This window comes from Pseudescherichia sp., assembly GCF_031998825.1.
Taxonomy (GTDB): Bacteria; Pseudomonadota; Gammaproteobacteria; order Enterobacterales; family Enterobacteriaceae; genus Pseudescherichia.
The window spans coordinates 21,136-40,864 of record NZ_DAMACX010000030.1 but is presented as its reverse complement, the minus strand read 5'-3'; the positions used below and the strand labels follow the sequence as shown (position 1 = coordinate 40,864).

At 58.5% G+C, this 19,729-nt stretch carries 15 protein-coding genes; 9 read left to right on the top strand and 6 right to left on the bottom strand.

The window, feature by feature from the left end; all coding sequences use genetic code 11:
• Window positions 1–70: 70 nt before the first annotated feature.
• A complete protein-coding gene (locus RTP97_RS14260) occupies window positions 71–1,996 on the bottom strand; it encodes a PTS mannitol transporter subunit IICBA (RefSeq protein WP_312414758.1) in 1,926 nt (641 codons plus the stop codon).
• A gap of 433 nt (window positions 1,997–2,429) precedes the next feature.
• On the opposite strand from RTP97_RS14260, the gene RTP97_RS14255 reads away from it, so the two are divergent.
• From RTP97_RS14255 to selB, 5 genes are all read left to right on the top strand, one after another.
• Window positions 2,430–2,753, top strand: coding sequence for a DUF3302 domain-containing protein (locus tag RTP97_RS14255; protein ID WP_312414757.1), 324 nt, complete (start codon window positions 2,430–2,432; stop codon window positions 2,751–2,753).
• Between the two features lie 3 nt (window positions 2,754–2,756).
• On the top strand, window positions 2,757–3,893 hold the full coding sequence (locus RTP97_RS14250; protein ID WP_312414755.1) for an HlyD family secretion protein: 1,137 nt from the start codon (window positions 2,757–2,759) through the stop codon (window positions 3,891–3,893).
• Between the two features lie 90 nt (window positions 3,894–3,983).
• Window positions 3,984–4,592: a glutathione S-transferase gene (locus tag RTP97_RS14245; protein ID WP_312414753.1), complete on the top strand. Its 609-nt coding sequence runs from the start codon at window positions 3,984–3,986 to the stop codon at window positions 4,590–4,592.
• 95 nt (window positions 4,593–4,687) lie between these two features.
• Window positions 4,688–6,076 carry an L-seryl-tRNA(Sec) selenium transferase gene (gene selA / locus RTP97_RS14240; protein ID WP_312414751.1) on the top strand — a complete coding sequence of 463 codons (1,389 nt, stop codon included), beginning with the start codon at window positions 4,688–4,690 and terminating at the stop codon, window positions 6,074–6,076.
• The gene (selB, locus tag RTP97_RS14235; RefSeq protein ID WP_312414748.1) at window positions 6,073–7,926 is read left to right on the top strand and encodes a selenocysteine-specific translation elongation factor; all 1,854 of its coding nucleotides are present in this window, start codon (window positions 6,073–6,075) and stop codon (window positions 7,924–7,926) included. The genes selA and selB overlap by 4 nt, the downstream gene beginning before the upstream one ends.
• A gap of 12 nt (window positions 7,927–7,938) precedes the next feature.
• Here the strand turns inward: selB and RTP97_RS14230 are convergent, their stop codons facing one another.
• Complete coding sequence (locus tag RTP97_RS14230) at window positions 7,939–8,823, bottom strand: ROK family protein (protein ID WP_312414745.1); 885 nt, start codon at window positions 8,821–8,823, stop codon at window positions 7,939–7,941.
• Between the two features lie 164 nt (window positions 8,824–8,987).
• On the opposite strand from RTP97_RS14230, the gene aldB reads away from it, so the two are divergent.
• Window positions 8,988–10,526 carry an aldehyde dehydrogenase AldB gene (aldB, locus tag RTP97_RS14225; RefSeq protein ID WP_312414742.1) on the top strand — a complete coding sequence of 513 codons (1,539 nt, stop codon included), beginning with the start codon at window positions 8,988–8,990 and terminating at the stop codon, window positions 10,524–10,526.
• 99 nt (window positions 10,527–10,625) lie between these two features.
• On the opposite strand, the gene RTP97_RS14220 is transcribed toward aldB, so the two are convergent.
• Together RTP97_RS14220 and RTP97_RS14215 are read right to left on the bottom strand one after the other, a co-directional pair.
• Entirely contained in the window at window positions 10,626–12,581 is a 1,956-nt protein-coding gene (locus RTP97_RS14220; RefSeq protein ID WP_312414740.1) for a glycoside hydrolase family 127 protein, read from the bottom strand.
• Window positions 12,582–12,591: 10 nt separating this feature from the next.
• Window positions 12,592–13,992, bottom strand: coding sequence for an MFS transporter (locus tag RTP97_RS14215; protein WP_312414737.1), 1,401 nt, complete (start codon window positions 13,990–13,992; stop codon window positions 12,592–12,594).
• Window positions 13,993–14,245: 253 nt separating this feature from the next.
• On the opposite strand from RTP97_RS14215, the gene RTP97_RS14210 reads away from it, so the two are divergent.
• The 3 genes from RTP97_RS14210 (at window position 14,246) to RTP97_RS14200 (ending at window position 15,897) form a co-directional block, all read left to right on the top strand.
• On the top strand, window positions 14,246–15,061 hold the full coding sequence (locus RTP97_RS14210) for a helix-turn-helix domain-containing protein (RefSeq protein WP_312414734.1): 816 nt from the start codon (window positions 14,246–14,248) through the stop codon (window positions 15,059–15,061).
• A 224-nt stretch (window positions 15,062–15,285) separates the two neighbouring features.
• Entirely contained in the window at window positions 15,286–15,471 is a 186-nt protein-coding gene (locus RTP97_RS14205) for a type II toxin-antitoxin system HicA family toxin (RefSeq protein WP_312414732.1), read from the top strand.
• Between the two features lie 15 nt (window positions 15,472–15,486).
• Window positions 15,487–15,897 carry a type II toxin-antitoxin system HicB family antitoxin gene (locus RTP97_RS14200; RefSeq protein WP_312414730.1) on the top strand — a complete coding sequence of 137 codons (411 nt, stop codon included), beginning with the start codon at window positions 15,487–15,489 and terminating at the stop codon, window positions 15,895–15,897.
• Window positions 15,898–15,943: 46 nt separating this feature from the next.
• On the opposite strand, the gene avtA is transcribed toward RTP97_RS14200, so the two are convergent.
• Together avtA and RTP97_RS14190 are read right to left on the bottom strand one after the other, a co-directional pair.
• Window positions 15,944–17,200 carry a valine--pyruvate transaminase gene (avtA, locus tag RTP97_RS14195; protein WP_312414729.1) on the bottom strand — a complete coding sequence of 419 codons (1,257 nt, stop codon included), beginning with the start codon at window positions 17,198–17,200 and terminating at the stop codon, window positions 15,944–15,946.
• A 124-nt stretch (window positions 17,201–17,324) separates the two neighbouring features.
• Window positions 17,325–19,361, bottom strand: a complete 2,037-nt coding sequence (locus RTP97_RS14190) for an alpha-amylase (RefSeq protein WP_312414726.1) — start codon at window positions 19,359–19,361, stop codon at window positions 17,325–17,327.
• Between the last annotated feature and the right edge of the window lie 368 nt (window positions 19,362–19,729).

Below are 19,729 nucleotides of genomic sequence, written 5' to 3'. Positions count from 1 at the left end.
TACCCGAGAGGGCTGGGGTGAGGCTCTGACCTCACCCAAACCCTCTCCGCAAAGGGAGAGGGAGGAGGGCTTACTTGTTCAGCAGCGCCAGCACTTCTTCAACGCTATCGGTATGCGCCAGGCGCTCGATAACGGACTCATCGTCCAGGGCGTTGGTCAGGCTGGTAATCACCTGAATGTGCTCATTATTACGTGCGGCGATACCGATGACCAGACGGGCAATGTCATCTTCCTCTTCGCCGAAGCGCACGCCCTGCGGATACTGGCAGAACACGACGCCGGTTTTCAGTACGCGGTCTTTCGCTTCAACCGTACCGTGCGGAACCGCGATGGACTCACCCAGATAGGTCGGGGTCAGTTTTTCACGCTCCAGCATGGCGTCGATATACTCCGGCTGCACGTAGCCGCCTTTCACCAGCTGCTCACCGGCAAAGCGAATCGCCTCTTCTTTGTTGCTCGCGGTGCGGCCGAGGAAGATGTTTTCCGCGCCCAGCTTGAACAGATGGCTGTTGCTCTCGTCAATGCTGTCCTGCAGGCTGGTGCGCACTTTCGCTTCGTTGTCCGTATGACGCTGGGCCGCAACCAGACGCTCGGTCAGGTTGGTATAGAGGCCGCTGTCAAGGAAGTTAGTCAGCGAAATGTGCTGCGCCTGCGGAACCTGGCGCATCGCACGCTCGGTCAGGTCGCGGTGGGTAATCACCACGTCCACGTCTGCCGGCAGGCTGTTGATCGCGCTGTTGGTCACAGAGATGTTGGTCAGGCCCGCATCCTGTACTTTCTTACGCAGCACGCCCGCGCCCATGGCACTTGAACCCATCCCGGCGTCGCAGGCCACGATGATTTTACGTACGTGGCTCAGGTCGTTGGAGACCGCACCTGCCGCCAGCGGCGTTCCCGCAGCGGCAGCGGTTGCGCCTTTGGATTCCGCTTTCATGTCCTGCATACGGCGGGTTGCCGCTTCGATATCGTCCTCTTCTTTCACCTTGCTGGTTTTCAGCAGGATGGCAGAGATCACGAAAGAGACGGCCATCGCAGCGAAGATCGCAGCGATGTTAGCGAAGTAGGCACCTTTCGGCGTCATCGCCAGCACGGCCAGGATAGAGCCAGGGGAAGCCGGGGAGACCAGACCACCGTTCAGCACGCTCAGGGTGAACACGCCGGTCATACCGCCAAGGATAACGGCGATCAGCAGACGCGGGTTCATCAGCACGTACGGGAAGTAGATTTCGTGAATACCACCGAGGAAGTGGATGATAGCCGCACCGCCCGCAGACTGTTTCGCGCTGCCGCGACCGAAGAACATGTACGCCAGCAGGACGCCCATACCCGGACCCGGGTTGGCTTCGATCAGGAAGAAGATAGACTTGCCGAGATCGTGAGACTGCTGGATACCCAGCGGCGAGAAGATACCGTGGTTAATGGCGTTGTTGAGGAACAGGATTTTCGCCGGTTCAACAAAGATAGAGGCCAGCGGCAGCATGTCATGGACAACCATGAAGTTAACGCCCGCAGCCAGCACTTTAGAGAGCACCTCTACCGCCGGGCCAATGCCGAGGAACGCCAGCAGCGCGAGGATCATACCGATGATGCCCGCGGAGAAGTTGTTCACCAGCATTTCGAAGCCGGATTTGATCTTGCCATCAACCCATGCGTCAAAGCGTTTGATCGCCCAGCCGCCCAGCGGACCGGCAATCATTGCGCCGAGGAACATCGGCATATCGGCACCGACGATCACGCCCATGGTGGTGATAGCACCCACCACGCCGCCGCGATCGCCGCCCACCAGGCGACCACCGGTGTAACCGATCAGCAGCGGCAGCAAATAGGTAATCATTGGGCCGACAAGTTTTGCCAGCGTTTCGTTAGGCAACCACCCTGTTGGAATAAACAACGCGGTGATAATACCCCAGGCGATAAACGCGCCGATGTTAGGCATTACCATGTTGCTGAGAAAACGACCAAAGCTTTGCACTCTGATCTTGATATCGGATGACATAAAACACCCCTTCTTATGTTTGCTGTCGCGCAGGGCGGAGGCCCAACTTTTTTTGTTAACGAGGCGGCAGAGGTAGCCGAACCCATGTTCTGTGTGGCGAATCTGGCACTGAATTGAGGAACTGTCCAGATGACGCGGTTTGGTGTGATCTAGATCACATCAATATAGGGGGCACTCCCCAATTAGGCGTGATGACGATCACAAATCATAGGTGTAAAAAAAGAACAGCGGATAAAAAAAAGGCGGTGAAGGGCTGTTAATGTGATGTTAATCACATTTATGTGTCGTTACTTTGTTATTGGTTTGTGATTTAGATCACAAGAAATTTTCACCCGGACTTTTCTTAACGTGAGCGGCAGCAACTTCTTATTACGGGACTCGGCAATACTGTAAGTCAGCAACATCTTCTCAGCGTAAATTCGAGGTCAACACTATGTTCCTGAATTACTTTGCGCTCGGCATCCTGATTTTCGTCTTCCTGGTGCTCTTCTACGGCATCATCATTATTCACGATATTCCCTACCGTATTGCCAAAGCCCGTAACCATCCTCATGCCGATGCGATTCACATTGCGGGCTGGGTGAGTCTGTTTACTCTGCATGTCCTGTGGCCGTTTCTCTGGATCTGGGCCACGCTTTACCGCCCCGAACGCGGGTGGGGGATGCAATCCCACGTTAGCGGCGATCTCCAGCTGCAACAGCGCGTCGAGACGCTTGAGAGAGAGTTGAAGAGAATGCAATCGCGAGCGGGGGAATAGCGTATGGATCTGCTGATCGTCTTGACCTATGTCGCCCTGGCCTGGGCCATCTTTAAAATATTTCGCATTCCGGTTAACCAGTGGACCCTCTCCACGGCGGCGTTGGGGGGCATATTTCTTGTCAGCGCCCTGATCCTGTTAATGAACTATAACCACCCCTATACCTTCACGGCGCAGAAGGCGGTGATCTCAATCCCGATCACGCCGCAGGTCACCGGCATCGTCAGCGAGGTAACGGACAAATCAAACCAGCTGATTAAAAAGGGCGACGTACTCTTTAAGCTTGATCCGGTGAGGTATCAGGCCAGAGTCGACAGGCTTAATGCTGACCTGGTCACGGCGACGCACAGTATTCAGGTACTCAAAGCACAGCTGGTTGGCGCGCAGGCGAATACGCTCCGCGTCTCGGCCGAGCGCGATCGGCTGTATAAAGATTATCAGCGCTACCTGCGCGGCAGTCAGGCGCGAGTGAATCCGTTCTCTGAAAGCGATATCGATAACGCGCGACAGAACTATCTGGCCCAGGATGCGATGGTAAAAACCTCGATTGCCGATCAGGTACAGATCCAGAGCCAGCTGGACAGCATGGTCAACGGCGAGCAGTCGCAGATCGTTAGCCTGCGGGCGCAACTGTCGGAGGCGAAATACAACCTTGAGCAGACGGTGATCCGCGCCCCCAGCGATGGCTACGTGACTCAGGTGCTGATCCGCCCGGGAACCTACGCCGCTGCGCTGCCGCTGCGTCCGGTGATGGTCTTTATTCCGCAGCAGAAGCGGCAGATCGTGGCCCAGTTCCGCCAGAACTCCCTGCTGCGCCTTGAACCTGGCGACGAAGCTGAGGTGGTGTTCAACGCCCTGCCCGGACAGGTGTTTAAGGGCAAGCTGACCACTATCCTGCCCGTCGTACCGGGCGGCTCCTACCAGGCGCAGGGTGCCTTACAGTCGCTGACGGTAGTACCCGGCACCGACGGCGTGCTGGGTACGATTGAGCTGGAACCGAACGCCGAGGTGGATGCGCTACCGGACGGCATCTATGCCCAGGTCGCGGTCTACTCCGATCACTTTCACCACGTCTCGGTAATGCGCAAGGTGCTGCTGCGGATGACCAGCTGGATGCATTACCTCTATCTTGACCATTAATCTCAAAAGGCAGGAATGCGCCAGGCATCACCTGCCTTTTTTTCATCGCTGATCCATAATTACTTTTTTGTGGGCAGACGGGATCACCTAATGAAACTTATCGGCAGCTATACCAGCCCCTACGTACGTAAAATCTCCGTTATCCTGCTGGAGAAGGGGATCACCTTTGAATTTGTAAATGAGTTCCCCTACAACGGCGAAAACGGCGTTGCGCACTATAACCCGCTGGGGAAAGTGCCGGCGCTGGTTACCGACGAGGGCGAGGTCTGGTACGACTCGCCCATTATTGCTGCCTGGCTGGAGCTGCTGGACGTCGCGCCCGCGATGCTGCCGCAGGAGCCTAAAGCCGCTCTGAAGCTGCGTCAAATAGAGGCCCTCGCCGATGGGGTGATGGACGCCGCGCTGGTCTCGGTGCGCGAGCAGGCCCGTCCGGCGGCCCAGCAGTCGGAGAGCGAGCTGCTGCGCCAGCGGGAAAAAATCAGCCGGGCGCTGGATAGGCTGGAAAAGCATGTCAGCGAGGGCGATATTCAGCCGGATGCCCTCAACGTGGCGACTATCGCCGTGGCCTGCGCCATCGGCTATATCAACTTCCGCCGCGTCTCCCCTGGCTGGTGCGTGGACAGGCCGCATCTGGTGAAGCTGGTAGAGACCCTGTTCCTGCGGGAGAGCTTTGCCCGCACCGAACCGCCAAAGTCCTAGCCCACTATACTGACAGCCTGCGCCGGTACGCTGTACAATCCCCCTTCACGTCGAATCCTCTCCGGCGGGAGGGGTAATCTACTGCAGGCTTTGTCATGACCCTTGAACAACGTTCACTTTTCAGCCAGATCCCAGCAACCGATCGTCTGCTGCACGCCGACGCCTTCGTTGTCTTAGTCGATACCTTTGGTCACCGCCGCGTCGTGGATACCCTGCGCCAGCTTCAGGAGGAGGCGCGTCTTGCGGTGCGTGAAACCCAGGCCCTGCCGGAGTGGAGCGCGGACTGGGCGGCGGCCACGCTGGACCGTCTGACGCAGCGTGAAACCCGCGCCCTGCGGCCGGTATTTAACCTGACCGGCACGGTGCTGCATACCAATCTTGGGCGCGCCCTACAGGCGGAGGCCGCCATCGACGCGGTCGCCGAGGCGATGCGCACCCCGGTAACGCTGGAGTATGCCCTTGACGAGGCCGGGCGCGGCCATCGCGATCGCGGCGTGGCGGATCTGCTCTGCCGCCTGACCGGCGCGGAGGATGCCTGCATCGTCAATAACAACGCGGCGGCGGTGCTGCTGATGCTGGCCGCGCTGGCGAACGGTAAAGAGGTCGTGGTGTCGCGCGGCGAGCTGGTGGAGATCGGCGGCGCGTTTCGTATTCCGGACGTAATGCGCCAGGCGGGCTGCATTCTGCACGAGGTGGGCACCACCAACCGCACCCATGCCAAAGATTACCGCGACGCAATAGGCGAAAATACGGCGCTGCTGATGAAGGTGCATACCAGTAACTATGCCGTCACTGGCTTCACCAAAGCGGTGGAGGAGGCGGAGCTGGTACAGATTGGCCTGCCGCTGGACGTGCCGGTGGTGGCCGACCTGGGCAGCGGCTCGCTGATCGATCTCAGCCAGTACGGCCTGCCGAAGGAGCCAATGCCGCAGGAGATGATTGCCGCAGGCGTCAGCCTGGTGAGCTTCTCTGGCGACAAGCTCCCCGGTGGCCCACAGGCAGGGATTATCATCGGCAAGCGCGAGCTGATTGCGAAGCTCCAACAGCATCCCCTGAAGCGCGCTCTGCGGGTGGATAAGATGACCCTCGCTGCGCTGGAGGCAACGCTCAGGCTCTATCTGCATCCGGAGAAGCTGGCCGAACGACTGCCGACGCTGCGTCTGCTGACCCGCAGCGCGGACGATATCCGCCAGCAGGCCGAGCGGCTTCAGCCCGCGCTGGAGAGCCGCTATACAGAATTTTTAATTCAGGTTGAAGCCTGCCAGTCACAAATTGGCAGCGGTTCGCTGCCGGTCGACAGACTGCCTAGCGCGGCGCTGACCTTTACCCCGCGCGATGGACGCGGCAGCCGTCTTGAGGCGCTGGCAGCGCAGTGGCGCGCGCTGCCGCAGCCGGTCATTGGCCGCATCTCTGAAGGTCGTCTGTGGCTCGATCTGCGCTGCCTTGACGATGAATCCCGCTTTTTGAACAGGTTATTGAAATGATTATTGCAACTGCCGGGCACGTCGACCACGGCAAAACCACGCTGCTGGAGGCGCTCACCGGCATCAACGCCGACCGGCTGCCGGAAGAGAAGAAGCGTGGCATGACCATTGACCTCGGCTACGCCTACTGGCCGCAGCCGGACGGGCGCGTGCCGGGGTTTATCGACGTACCGGGCCATGAGAAGTTTCTCGCCAATATGCTGGCGGGCGTCGGCGGCATCGACGGTGCGCTGCTGGTGGTCGCCTGTGACGATGGCGTGATGGCCCAGACCCGTGAACATCTGGCGATTTTACAGCTCACCGGCAACCCGGCGCTGACCGTGGCGCTGACCAAAGCCGATCGCGTGGACGCGGCGCGGATAGCCGAGGTAGAGGCCGAGGTACGCAGCGAGCTGGCAGAGTATGGCTACCCGCAGGCGACAATATTTACGACCGCCGCGACGCAGGGAGTGGGCATTGAAGCGTTGCGTGCGCACCTGCTGGCATTGCCCGAGCGCGAGCAGACGGCCGAGCACCGTTTCCGCCTCGCTATCGATCGCGCCTTTAGCGTTAAGGGTGCAGGGCTGGTGGTGACCGGCACGGCGCTCTCCGGCAGCGTCAAGACAGGGGATACCCTGTGGCTCACCGGGGTAAACAGGCCGATGCGCGTCCGCGGCCTTCATGCGCAAAACCAACCGGTAGAGCAGGCCCATGCCGGGCAGCGTATTGCCCTGAACATCGCGGGCGACGCTGAAAAAGAGGCTATTAGCCGCGGTGACTGGCTGCTGTCCGAAGCGCCGCCCGAGCCGGTTACGCGGCTGATCGTCGCGCTGCATACCCATGCGCCGCTGGCCCAGTGGCAGCCGCTGCATATTCACCATGCTGCCAGCCACGTCACGGGCCGCGTTTCGCTGCTCGAAGATAACCTTGCCGAGCTGGTGCTGGATACGCCGCTGTGGCTGGCGGATAACGATCGTCTGGTGCTGCGCGATATCTCTGCCCGCGCTACGCTGGCTGGGGCGCGGGTGGTCACGCTCAATCCGCCACGCCGGGGCAAACGCAAGCCGGAGTATCTGGCATGGCTTGCCGCGCTGGCGGACGCGCATGACGATGCCGGAGCGCTGGCGGTGCACCTGACGCGCGGGGCGGTAGATCTGCCGTCGTATGCATGGGCAAGGCAGCTGAACGCCCAGGGGATGACGGCACTGACCGAGAGTCCGCAGCTGATCCAGGCCGGAGACAGCCTGATTAGTGCAGCAGTGGCCGCCCGCTGGCAGCGCAAGATCCTCGATACCCTGACCACCTACCATGCGCAGCACCGGGACGAGCCGGGGCCAGGGCGCGAGCGTCTGCGACGCATGGCCCTGCCGATGGAGAGCGAGGCGCTGGTGCTGACGCTCATCGAGCGGATGCGGGAGAGCGGAGATATCCATAGCCATCATGGCTGGCTGCACCTGCCGGATCATAAGGCGGGTTTCAATCCCGAGCAGGAGGCGATCTGGCAGCAAGCCGCCACGCTGTTTGGCGACGAGCCGTGGTGGGTGCGCGACCTGGCGCGGGAGGTGGGGACAGATGAGCAGGCTATGCGCGGTGTTCTGCACCAGGCGGCTCAGCAGGGGCTGATCACGGCGATCGTAAAGGATCGCTACTACCGCAACGATCGTATCGTGGCCTTTGCAAACCTGATCCGTGAGCTGGACGGCGAGCGGGGATCGACCTGTGCCGCCGATTTCCGCGATCGGCTCAACGTCGGACGCAAGCTGGCCATCCAGATCCTTGAATATTTTGACCGCATCGGCTTTACCCGCCGACGCGGCAACGATCACCTGCTGCGCGACGCCCTGCTGTTCCCGGCCGAACCGCAGGTTTAACCCTGTCGCGCCCTACTCATCGGGCGCGATTTTCTGCTTCGCCAGCCACACTGCCCCTAATCTGCCCGCCTGGTTACCCAGCTTGCAGGGGTGGATCGGCACGCGCAGCGCCTCCCACATCTCAAAGGTCTCCAGGTGGCGATCGAGCAGCTGGTAAACTTTCTCCTGCTCGCTTATCCCGCCGCCAATCAGCACCGCCTCGGGGTCGAACATGGAGATGACGCTATAGACGCCGCGCGCCAGGAACAGCGCCCACTGGTTAATGGCCTCGCGCAGATGGACGTCGCTGTCCATCCGCTCGAATAGCTCTTTACCATGCGGCATCTCGTCGGCAGAGACCGCCAGCGCCTGGCGACAGGCCTTCATCAGGCCGCTGCCGGAGGCGACCTCGTGCATACATTCGCCGTTGTTGCCGACCGGGATCACGCCAAACTCCCCGGCGTGGAAGTGTACGCCGCGGAACAGCTCGCCGTTTACGATAATCCCACCGCCGATGCCGGTGCCCACGGTGATGCAGACGAAGTTCTCGAACTCCTGTCCGGCACCGCGCCAGCGCTCACCCAGCGCCGCGCAGTTGGCATCGTTTTCCACGACTACCGGCAGATGCGTGAGGGTGGTGAAGAGATCGTGCAGATTTGTGCCGTCCATAAAGTCCAGCGCGCCCGCTTTTGCTGCCTTGCCGGTATGCACGTTGATATGGCCGGGGAAACTGACGCCGATACCGGCAATCTCGTGATCCTTTTGATAGGTTTCGACTACCTCTTTCCACGCTTTTTTAAACGACTCTTCGTCCTCGGGCGTGTCGAACTCCTCCGAAGAGAGCTCTTCGCCATGCTCGTCGATCAGGCCATGCTTGATGTGGGTTCCCCCGACATCAAAACCAATAAAATAGTGCATAGGTATTTCCCTTTTCCGGTTCCTTACGTTTAAGTATGGCTCAGGCCAGGCGGGAAAATGTAAAGTAAGGTAATACGTGAACAGCGTCGAAAAGCGGCGATCTTCCCGCTGCTTTTTTAACCGCCGCGTCTACCCTTGAAGGACACCCCTGCAAGGAGACGGCCATGACAAATAATCCCCCCGGCAACCGCATCCAGCCTGGCGAATACGGTTATCCTCTTACCTTAAAAGCGCGCTATGAAAACTTTATCGGCGGCGACTGGGTTCCACCCGCCGACGGCGAGTATTACCAGAACCTGACTCCAGTCACCGGCCAGCCACTGTGCGAAATTGCCAGCTCCAGCAAGCGCGACATCGATCTGGCGCTGGACGCTGCCCATAAGGCGAAAGATAAGTGGGCGCATACCTCCGTGCAGGACCGGGCGGCCATATTGCTGAAGATTGCCGACCGCATGGAGCAGAACCTGGAGCTGCTGGCGACCGCCGAAACCTGGGATAACGGCAAGCCGATCCGCGAAACCAGCGGAGCCGACGTGCCGCTGGCGATTGACCATTTCCGCTATTTTGCCTCCTGTATTCGTGCCCAGGAGGGCGGCATCAGCGAGGTAGACAGCGAGACGGTGGCCTACCACTTCCGCGAGCCGCTGGGCGTGGTTGGGCAGATTATTCCGTGGAACTTCCCGCTGCTGATGGCGAGCTGGAAGATGGCGCCCGCGCTCGCCGCCGGGAACTGTATCGTCTTAAAACCTGCGCGTCTGACGCCACTCTCTGTGCTGCTGCTGATGGAGATTGTGGGCGATCTGCTGCCGCCGGGAGTGGTTAACGTGGTTAACGGCGCGGGGGGCGAGATTGGTGAGTACCTTGCTACCTCGAAGCGCATCGCCAAGGTGGCCTTTACCGGCTCTACCGAAGTGGGCCAGCAGATTATGCAGTACGCGACCCAGAACATTATTCCGGTCACCCTCGAGCTGGGCGGCAAGTCGCCGAACATCTTCTTCGCTGACGTGATGGATGAGGAGGATGCCTTCTTCGATAAGGCGCTGGAGGGTTTTGCCCTGTTTGCCTTTAACCAGGGCGAGGTCTGTACCTGTCCGAGCCGAGCGCTGGTGCAGGAGTCGATCTACGAGCGCTTTATGGAGCGCGCTATCCGTCGGGTAGAGAGCATTCGCAGCGGCAACCCGCTCGATACCGTCACCCAGATGGGGGCGCAGGTCTCCCAGGGGCAGATGGAGACCATCCTCAACTATATCGACATCGGTAAAAACGAGGGGGCGGACGTACTCACCGGCGGGCGACGCAAGCAGCTTGAGGGTGAGCTGAAAGAGGGCTACTACCTCGAGCCGACCATTCTTTTTGGGCAGAACAATATGCGCGTCTTCCAGGAGGAGATCTTTGGCCCGGTACTCGCCGTGACCACCTTTAAAACGGTGGAAGAGGCGCTGGAGCTGGCTAATGATACCCAATACGGGCTGGGCGCGGGCGTCTGGAGCCGCAACGGCAGTCTGGCCTACAGGATGGGGCGCGGTATCCAGGCCGGACGCGTCTGGACCAACTGCTACCACGCCTATCCCGCCCACGCAGCGTTCGGCGGCTACAAGCAGTCCGGCATCGGACGCGAAACCCATAAGATGATGCTGGATCACTACCAGCAGACCAAGTGCCTGCTGGTGAGTTACTCCGATAAACCACTCGGGCTGTTCTAAACCTTTATCGCCGGGTGGCGCAAGCTTACCCGGCCTACGGTCCACAGCCTTTGTAGGCCCGGCGAGCGTAGCGCCGCCGGGCATTACCATGACTGTATATTACCCCTCGTTCACCCAAATGCGCATTTCCCCCTCGCCGCGATTAGCCCAGCTAAACCACGGGATAAAGGTCAGGGTGTGTGGCTCCCGGCTGGCGGGTGCATCATCGAAGTGCCACAGCGGCTGCTGATCCGCCTGGGCGGCAATTTGCTTCGCACCTTCGGCCTGAATAAGCACCTTATGGGCGAATATCCCTTTACCTTCAACAAGTTTGAAGTGGCTCTCCTTAGGTAGCCAGACGTTATGCAGCGCCTCGCCGTTGTCCGCCTCTTCAAGGCAGTAGACCAGCGGGCCGCGCTGAATCGCCACCTTGCCAGCGACGCTGCGCACCAGCGGGTTGCCATATACACGACGGACCGGCATGGGCAGCGTTAGCGATAGCGTGTCACCTTCATGCCAGAGCCGACTGAGATGCATATAGCCTTTGCGTACCTCACCCTGCACCGCTTCGCCGTTGAGCAAAATTTGCGGATCGCTGCACCACTCCGGCAGGCGCAGGGCCAGCGTATGCTGCACCGGCTGGGGTGAGTCGATGCGAACCTCAACGCTATCCTGCCACGGGTAGTTGCCGCTGATACGCACCCGCAGCGTCTTATCCCCCACGGGGATCTCTACGTTATTGCCTATATAGAGATTGATAAACAGCGCATCGGGGCGCGGGGTATAGATGTAATGGCCGATAGAGGTCAGCAGGCGGGCGATATTTGGTGGACAGCAGGCGCAGCCGAACCAACGCTGGCGGACCGGCTGAATATGGTCGTAAATGTGATTAAACTTCAGTGATTTTGGGGCGATCTCCAGCGGATTCACATAGAAGAAGTGTTTACCGTCGAGCGCCATCCCGCCCAGCACGGTGTTATAGAGCGCACGCTCCATCACGTCGGCATACTGGCCGTCGCCCTCCAGCTCCAGCATCCGGCGGGCAAACATCATCAGCCCGATCGAGGCGCAGCTCTCAGCGTAGACGGTATCGTTCGGCAGGTCGTAATCGCTGCTGAACGCCTCTCCCCGGCTTTGTGAGCCGATGCCGCCGGTGATATAGAGCTGGCGCTGGGCCATGTTTTGCCACAGCCGCAGGCAATCCTGGCGCAGGCGCTCATTGCCGGAGAGTCGCGCCAGGTGGGCGACGCCGGTCATCAGATAGACAAAGCGTACCGCATGGCCAATGGCGCTCTGCTGCTCGGCAAGCGGCAGGTGCGCCTGGCTATATGCCTTATCGTTCACCATCCACGCCGTGCCATGGTTAGGCCAGAACCAGGTGCCGCCGCGCTGCGCGAACTCCCTATCATAAAAGTGTGGCTGCGTGCCGCGCTGCTCGACGAAGAAGTTCACCAGATTGCGATAGCGAATCTCTTGGGTCACCTCAAACAGGCGCATCAGGGCCAGCTCAATTTCCGGGTGGCCGTCATAACCCTGAAGCTGGTTAACGCCAGGACCAAACACGCTGTCGATATGATCCGCCAGGCGGCAGGCTACGTCGAGCAGGCTGCGCTTGCCGGTGGCCTGAAAGTACGCCACCGCCGCCTCGATCATATGTCCGGCGCTGTACAGCTCATGACACTCGGCGAGATTGGTCCAGCGCTCGGCAGGGGCTTTTACCGTAAAGTACGTATTCAGATAGCCATCGTCACGCTGCGCTGCTGCAACGAGCGCAATCACCTCATCGGCCGTTTTCTCAAGCTCAGCATCGGGTTTCTGGCACAGCGACCAGGCCACGGCTTCCAGCCACTTTGCTACGTCACTGTCCTGGAAAACCATGCCGTAGAACTCGCCCTCAGAGAGGCCAGCGGCAATGCGGAAGTTTTCAATGGCATGGCTGGGATCGGCTTCGGGAATACGGTCGTTCAGTGCATCCCACTGATAGGGGATCACCACGTCGCGCACCAGTCGCTGGTACTGGCCTAAAAACGGATCGGTGACGTTAAGCTTATGCAGGTCGGTTTCCATGATAGTCATCATCTTCTCCTCAGGACTGGACATGGCGCTGGCGCAGGTCGGTGGAAATACGCGCCATCATTGGGTTATTGAGCTTGCAGACGCGAACTGCCAGCGCCAGCAACAGATGGAACAGGGCAGGCAGCAGAGTTTCCATCGCGGTGATCCCCTGCAGCGAGGCGGTGGTCTGATTGCCTGTGCCGGGCTGGTAGGCCACGGCAATGAACACCAGGCTGATAATTCCCGCGCTTGAGGCCCAGGCGAGCTTGATAAAGAACAGGTTGAACGCGAAGTTCATGCCCGATGAGCGCACGCCGGTTTTCCACTCGCCGTAGTCATCGGAGAACGCCATCAGCGAGAAGTGCAGCGGCAGCGTAAAGCCAAGGATAATACCGTTACCAAGGATGACCGCCAGCCACAGCGTCTGATGCTGCGGGCCACCCGGCAAAAACCACATGCCGACGGCCAGCACGGCCAGCACCAGGTTGGTGTAGTAGTAAAGCTTAACGGCATCGATACGGCGAGTAAGCGGGTTGACGATAACGGATCCAAGGATCGAGGCGAAGGTGACCATCGTAAAGAATAGAGAGGTATAGGCCGTACTGCCCTCCAGCACGTAGGTGATGAAGTACATATAGCCCCCGCCGCGAATGTTGAAGACGTTAATCAGCAGGAAGGACATCACCAGCATTAACAGCAGCTGATCGTTTTTACGCAGCCCCGCCAGGTGCTCACGCAGGGTAAATTTGCCCATCAGCGCCAGCGGCACCCGCTCGCGGACCCAGAAGAAGCAGCACAGGAACATCACAACGGCAATTGCACACAGCACGCCGACGCCCAGCTGGTAGCCTCTGGCGGCGCTGCCCTGGCCGAAGAGATCGACCATCCACGGCAGGCCGACCGAGACCAGAAAACCCGCGACGCCGCACAGCACGAAGCGCCAGGACTGGCAGGAGATCACCTCACTATGGCGCGTGGTCATGGTATTAATCAGCGCGCAGTAGGGGACGTTAATCGCGGTGTAGCCGACGGAGAGCAGCAGATAGGTACCAAACGCCCAGGCGATTTTTATCCCCATGCTGGCGTCCGGCACGGTAAAGGTCAGTACGCCAATTATGCCGATGGGGATCGCTACCCACAGCTGCCAGGGACGAAAGCGTCCCCAGCGGCTCTGCGTGCGGTCGGCGATGACGCCCATGAACGGATCGGAAATGGCGTCGAAAACGCGCAGGGCGATAAACAGCGTGCCCACCAGCGCCGGGGTGAGGCCAAAAACGTCGGTATAGAAAAAGGTGAGAAAATTCATGATCAGGCAGGTAATAACCGTGCCGCCTGCGTCGCCCAGGCCGTAGCCTACTTTTTCGCGAATCGACAGTTTATCGTCAACCGCACCCTGAGCAATGCCTGTATGGGTAATCGGTGTAGAGGTCATAGATAACTCCTCGTAGGGTGGAGATCTCTTTTTTTAGCTATCCGCCCGCGAGGGCAGCGCTGTTATTGGAAATGACCTGTTCAATTTTGCCCACAAAACAGAGGGTAACAAGGCAACAAAGAAGTATAAAAAGATGACGATTCCGACCTCGTTTGGAAAATGTGAAGCCGATCGGGCGAAAACGCATTAATTTATTAATAATCAATAACAAAGATGTTAACTAGCGGTTTGAAAAGCGAGAATTGACATATCTATGCTCGAATTATCCATAGCGCTTCCGGTCAAGGTGCAAAACGGTGGGCTGTTTATCTCTCGGGGCGTTGGCAGGCACCCGTCACGCAGGCTTGACTCCTGGGAGATTATTTTTGTCGAGAAGGGAACGTTGGCGATCCGCGAAGAGGAGATGCTGTTTCAGGTTAATGCCGGAGAGAGCCTGCTGCTCTGGCCGCAGCGCAGGCACGTTGGCGTTGATGATTTTCCAACGGATCTAAAATTTTACTGGCTGCATTTCGAGGTAAAAGCAGAGGCGGATAGGTCGCCGTGGATAAGTACGCTATCTATTCCGCAGCATATGCGGATCCGCGATCCGCAGTACATGATCTCTCTGTTCCGGCAGTTTTTAAGCGAGCAGGAAAAACTGGAGCGAACATCAGCGCTTGAATTTATCCTGCTGATGATTTTGCAGCAGATGACCCCAGACGAGCATATCAGGGAGGAGAGCGACGACAGCGGCGTCGCCCTTGCATGGAAAGCGCAGCAGCTTATTCGCACTCGCTTTCACCTCCCGCTCTCTACCAGCACGCTCGCCAGAGAGCTTCACTGCAACGCAGATTACCTGGGGCGGGTCTATCGCCGCGTTTTTCACCTGACGCTTACCGAAGCCATTCATCGCCAGCGCGTGCGGGCAGCGGAGAAGCTCCTGATTAGCGATGCCCGCTCCCTTAAAGAGGTTGCTGGCCTGTGCGGCTTTAGCGACGTTGGTTATTTCCGGCAAATCTTCCGCAAGCATACCGGCCTGACGCCCGCTATATGGAAGCGGCGATACTGTAAGGAGCATATTAACTCCTGAGCGCTAAGACGCCGGGTGGCGCTGCGCGTACCCGGCCTACGGTCCATAACCTTTGCCTGGTCGCTCACAATAAAATGCAATGCTGTGTCCTCTAAACAATCTCTTTTCGTGTTGCTTTCCAGCTTTGAGATCCTGCGGCAGACCACAATTTTGTCATGCGCTATTGTGATCCTGTTGTCATTAAACGTGTGTATGATGTGTATAATCCAGTGAAGGATAGGGATGTGAAGAGCCAGGATGTCATTACAATTTTGAAAAGGCATGGCTGGATGCTGGTCAGAGTCAGAGGAAGCTATCATCAGTTTTGTCATCCAACGCGTACCGGACTCGTGACGGTTCCGCATCCGCGAAAAGACATTAAGCCGGGCACGCTGGCGCAGATTTGGCGGCAGGCTGGTTTAAAACTTTAATATGTAGGAGTGTCTATGTTTTATCCGGCTTATATTCATGCCGATCCTGACGGCAGCGCCAGTGGTTTCTTTCCAGATGTGCCGGGCTGTTTTTTTGCTGGCGATACGTTAGACGATGCCTTTCAGGATGCGAAAGAGGCCTTAACGGCACACTTCGAATTGCTTTGTGAAACTCAGGAGATGCTCCCTGGTCCGGGATCAATAGAAGCGCATCTGGAAAATAATCCTGCTGATTTTATAGGCGGGCAATGGTTACTGGTTGATATAAACATCAACCAGTTTGATGGCCGTGCAGAACGAATCAATATCACGTTACCGAAGCGTTTATTAACAAAAATTGACCATTTTGTTCGTGAGCACCCTGACTACAGTAACCGAAGCGCCTTTCTGGCGGAGGCTGCAAGGCGCGTGCTGCCAGGACGCTGAGTCTTATGCTTTGCCGGGCGCTGCGCTTACCCGGCCTACAACGGTGTTAATTACTGCGTTCCTGCCAGGCGATCTCAACCTCTTCGGCGAGGATTTTCACCCCAGCCTCAATTTTATCCGGGTCCGGCACGTAGTTCATGCGCATGCACTGGTGAGTGTGCGGCCAGGGCTTGTCGAGACCCGGGAAGAAGAAGTCGCCGGGCACCATCAGCACGCCGCGTTTTTTCAGACGCTGGTAGAGCAACTCGGTGGTGATGGGCAGGTCTTTGAACCATAGCCAGAGGAAGATGGCCCCCTCGGGCTTATGAATAAGGCAGCGCTCCTCCGGCAGGTAGCGGCGCAGCGTGGCCATCGTCTCCTGCACGCGCTGGTAGTAGAACGGCTTGATCACCGTCTCCGACAGGCGCAGCAGATCGTTGCGTTTGATCATCTCGCACATCATCGCCGGGCCAATGCCGCCGGGGGCAAGGCTGATGATGCCGTTCATGTTGCGGATCGCCGAGATGGTCTGCTCATTGGCGATGATAATGCCGCAGCGGCTGCCGGGCAGGCCCAGCTTGGAGAGGCTCATACAGAGAATGGTGTTCGGGTTCCACAGCGGGCGCGCCTCGCTGAAGATAATGCCCGGGAAGGGCACGCCGTAGGCATTATCGATCACCAGCGGGATGCCGTGCTGATTGGCGAGGGCATCCAGCTTGATCAGCTCCTCGTCGGTAATGACGTTGCCGGTCGGGTTGGTCGGCCGCGAGACGCAGATCATGCCGGTCTCTTCGCCAATGTGCAGATGCTCAAAGTCAACGTGATACTTAAACTGGCCGCCCGGCAGCAGTTCAATATTGGGACGGGCGGAGACGAAGAGATCCTCCTCCAGCCCGGAATCCGCATAGCCGATGTACTCTGGTGCCAACGGGAAGAGCACCTTCCTGGTGGTTCCATCGGCACGGCGGCCAGCAAACAGATTGAACAAGTAGAAAAACGCGCTCTGGCTGCCGTTAGTCAGTGCAATATTCTGCGGCTCAATATCCCAACCTAATGTGTTGCGTAGCATTTCGGCGAGGGCGGTCAGCAGCTCGGATTTACCCTGCGGGCCGTCATAATTGCACAGCGCATCAGTCGCTTTGCCGGAGGCAAGCATATCGGCCAGCAGCTTCTGGAAGTAGTCGGTCATCTCCGGGATCTGCGCCGGGTTGCCGCCGCCTAACATAATAGCGCCGGGGGTGCGCAGACCGTCGTTGAGATCCTCCATCAGGCGCGTAATGCCTGAATGTTGGGTAAATTTGTCGCCGAAAAGTGAAAATGTCATAGCAGGTGATCTATCGGTCTGATTTTAAAATTGGCACACCTTAACGCTAGCGCAGGCGCGGTGCAAATCCGTCGCCTGACCATGCTTTGTGTTTTTATGCTAAAAACAGTTTCAACGGCAGAGGTTAATTCTGCTCTCCTGCCCATACCACTATGATTTTATCTGTGCCATTTTCACGCATAAATCCGCTGCCCTGGCTTAGCTCCAGCGACGACTGCTTACCCGCACCTACGGCAGGGTGTCGGGCACGGAACTGCCCGAGCTTTTGCCAGTGCGCCACGGTTGCCGCCGACTGGCCATCGACGTCCTGCCAGTTCATATCGGATCGGGTGCCCTGCAGCGGATCGGAGCCGGTGGGGCCGAAGGGGCGCGCAGACTCATCGCCATAGAATATCTGTACCGCGCCGGGAGCCAGCAAGAGCAGCTCGGCAGCCCGCTGACCACCCTCGCGGAAAAGACGTGTATCGTGAGAAGAGAGATAGCTCAGGACGTTAAAATCCTGCAATTTGTCCGCCATCTGCTGCCAGATCGGCACCATATTTGCCAGACACGCCGTAGCTTTTGCCGCCTGCTCCTGGTAATCAAAGTTGATCATCGCATCAAAGCCATGGCGATAGTATTCGCTCTGCATCACGCCGTGGCCCCAGGCTTCGCCGGTCATCCAGAACGGCGCATCATCACCTTTTTTCTCCGGGTTAGCCTGCTTCCACTCTGCCAGCGCCGCCGTTGCCTGGGTTTTCAGCTGCTGCCACGCGGCCATCTCCACATGCTTGGCGGTATCGACCCGGAAACCGTCGATGCCGTACTCGCCTACCCACTGACTCAGCCAGTGGGTCAGGTAGTCGCGCGGCGTATAGCCTGCGATCTCTTTGGCTCGCGTGTCGGGCTTATGCTGATAGAAGACCGGCAGCCCGGAAGGGGCGGTGGATTCAGTTTTAATATCCGGCAGGAAGGCGAGGGACATGGTGAGATCGTCAAAGCCAGGGCTGTCGTAGTCGCCGATGTCGGTGCGGATCCAGTTTTTGCCCCACCACTTTTCCCACGCGGCGGCATCGCTAAAGTTGATGTAGTCATTGAAGCTGTGCCAGTTTTGTCCGGTGGCGGGCCGCCAGTCCGTCCACCTGTCGCCAAGGATCTTCTGTTGCTCCTCGCCCTGTAAGTAGAGCGCGCCGAACTGGTAAGTCTGCATATCTGCCAGCGTGGCATAGCCGGTGTGGTTCATCACCACGTCCAGCAGCACGCGGATGCCGCGCTGGTGCGCACCGTCGACCAGCGCGCGCAGATCCGCCTCGCTGCCCATGTTGGCATCTAGCGTCGTCCAGTCCAGGGTGTAGTAGCCGTGGTAGGCATAGTGCGGGAAGTCGCCTTTGGTACCGCCGCCCACCCAGCCGTGGATCTGCTCAAAGGGCGCGCTGACCCACAGCGCGTTGACCCCCAGCCCGGCGAGGTAATCCAGCTTGCTGGTCAGCCCCTTCAGGTCGCCGCCATGGAAAGTAGCGATCTCCTGCATGCCATCTTTATGGCGGCCATAGCTGCTGTCATTGGCCGGATCGCCGTTGACGAAGCGGTCGGTAAGAACAAAGTAGACGGTGGCGTTGTGCCAGCTAAAGGGGGCATCGGCAGGGGGATCGGCCTGCTCAAGCAGCAGCAGGCCGCCGCTTTTGGCATCGGGTTGAAGGGTAACTTTTCCCCCTTCCACCGTGGCAACCTGCTGGCTGTAAAAGTCACGCACCTGGCTGCCGTCGGCAAAGGTTTTACTCACGTCGATCGTGAGCGGTTTGCCGTCCCATACCGGACACTGGCGCAGGGCAGTGCTGCTGGCTTCCGCGTCAGACGGGGCGGCAACCGTCAGCATCAGCGTTGGCGTGCCCGAGCGGGTATCTATCTGTAGCGCGTAGTCGCCGTCGCGAAAAATTCGCCACTGTGGTGCGTCACCGGCGCAGGGCTGAAGCGACAGCATCTGATTGAGCTTAGGTGCGCTGGCGGGCTGCCAGCACTGATTATCACTTTTTAAGGTGAGAGGAGTGGTACCCTTTTTGAACGTGGCCTCGCTGTGATAGACCCCGCTGCCGGTGGCGCTGAATGCAGGAAAGCCGGGCGCGGTCCATTCGGACCAGGCAGTAATGGGGAGCAATAAAAGCGCAAGGGCACAGCGTTGCATGGTGGCGTCCTCTCCAGGTTTTTCAACAGTGTGCCACCCGTTGTGCAAGGCAAACTCATCCCTGCGGGGCGAGTACCGGGGAGGAGGTCAAAGGCTGAGCGATCTGCTTCACATTTAAGCGGAAATTTGCGAGAGGCCACACACTTTATGACTATTTTTGCCTCTATAGACCCGTTTGGCTGATGACACCAATTAGGAAATGGACTATTTCTTAGGGTGCTCCCGAGGGGTATTTTTGATACAATTTGAGATTCCGCTCTCAAAATCTTGTAAAAATAAGGTGTTGGAATGCATCAATCCGACCAGGAGACCTAATGATATCGACTCCCATTCGACGATATGGGGCTGCGATACTCATGTTACTCACC

Excerpts from the sequence above, each read along its gene's own strand:
- RTP97_RS14260 (WP_312414758.1), bottom strand. The coding sequence starts at position 1,996 with ATGTCATCCGATATCAAGATCAGAGTGCAAAGCTTTGGTCGTTTTCTC.
- RTP97_RS14255 (WP_312414757.1), top strand. The coding sequence starts at position 2,430 with ATGTTCCTGAATTACTTTGCGCTCGGCATCCTGATTTTCGTCTTCCTG.
- RTP97_RS14250 (WP_312414755.1), top strand. The coding sequence starts at position 2,757 with ATGGATCTGCTGATCGTCTTGACCTATGTCGCCCTGGCCTGGGCCATC.
- RTP97_RS14245 (WP_312414753.1), top strand. The coding sequence starts at position 3,984 with ATGAAACTTATCGGCAGCTATACCAGCCCCTACGTACGTAAAATCTCC.
- selA (WP_312414751.1), top strand. The coding sequence starts at position 4,688 with ATGACCCTTGAACAACGTTCACTTTTCAGCCAGATCCCAGCAACCGAT.
- selB (WP_312414748.1), top strand. The coding sequence starts at position 6,073 with ATGATTATTGCAACTGCCGGGCACGTCGACCACGGCAAAACCACGCTG.
- RTP97_RS14230 (WP_312414745.1), bottom strand. The coding sequence starts at position 8,823 with ATGCACTATTTTATTGGTTTTGATGTCGGGGGAACCCACATCAAGCAT.
- aldB (WP_312414742.1), top strand. The coding sequence starts at position 8,988 with ATGACAAATAATCCCCCCGGCAACCGCATCCAGCCTGGCGAATACGGT.
- RTP97_RS14220 (WP_312414740.1), bottom strand. The coding sequence starts at position 12,581 with ATGACTATCATGGAAACCGACCTGCATAAGCTTAACGTCACCGATCCG.
- RTP97_RS14215 (WP_312414737.1), bottom strand. The coding sequence starts at position 13,992 with ATGACCTCTACACCGATTACCCATACAGGCATTGCTCAGGGTGCGGTT.
- RTP97_RS14210 (WP_312414734.1), top strand. The coding sequence starts at position 14,246 with ATGCTCGAATTATCCATAGCGCTTCCGGTCAAGGTGCAAAACGGTGGG.
- RTP97_RS14200 (WP_312414730.1), top strand. The coding sequence starts at position 15,487 with ATGTTTTATCCGGCTTATATTCATGCCGATCCTGACGGCAGCGCCAGT.
- avtA (WP_312414729.1), bottom strand. The coding sequence starts at position 17,200 with ATGACATTTTCACTTTTCGGCGACAAATTTACCCAACATTCAGGCATT.
- RTP97_RS14190 (WP_312414726.1), bottom strand. The coding sequence starts at position 19,361 with ATGCAACGCTGTGCCCTTGCGCTTTTATTGCTCCCCATTACTGCCTGG.